The organism is Neisseria sp. HMSC70E02 (genome assembly GCF_001838645.1).
In the GTDB taxonomy this organism is placed as follows: Bacteria; Pseudomonadota; Gammaproteobacteria; order Burkholderiales; family Neisseriaceae; genus Neisseria; species Neisseria macacae.
The window spans coordinates 1-408 of the sequence record NZ_KV838126.1; the positions used below are offsets into that span (position 1 = coordinate 1).

Sequence of the window (408 nt, forward strand, 5' to 3'; positions counted from 1 at the left end):
GCTCTTTCAGATGTTGCCGGTTTTCCTTACTGTCGTAGCCTTTGTCGGCATAGACGGTCGTGCCTTCGGCAATACCCTCCAACAAAGGGGACAGATGGTTGCACTCATGGGTATTGGCGGGGGTAATGTGCAGTTTCTCGATATAGCCTTCCTCATCGGTGCGGGTATGTTGTTTGTAACCGAGTCTGTATAAACCGTTTTTCTTTGTCCAGCGGGCATCGCTGTCTTTACTCGGTGTGGTTTGTCCGCTGACTTGTCCTTCTTCATCGACTTCTATGGCCTGACGCTGTTTGCTGCCGGCGGTCTGAATAATAGTGGCGTCAATGACGGCGGCGGATGCTTTCTCTATTTTTAGGTTTTTTTCGGTCAGTTGGCGGTTAATCAGTTCCAGCAATTCGGACAGGGTGT

The 408-nt window shown here is 50.2% G+C and carries 1 protein-coding gene; it reads right to left on the reverse strand.

The annotated features are described in order from the left end of the window. The coding region (locus tag HMPREF3277_RS11955; protein ID WP_141765227.1) for a transposase at nucleotides 1-408 on the reverse strand (408 nt) is incomplete at both ends.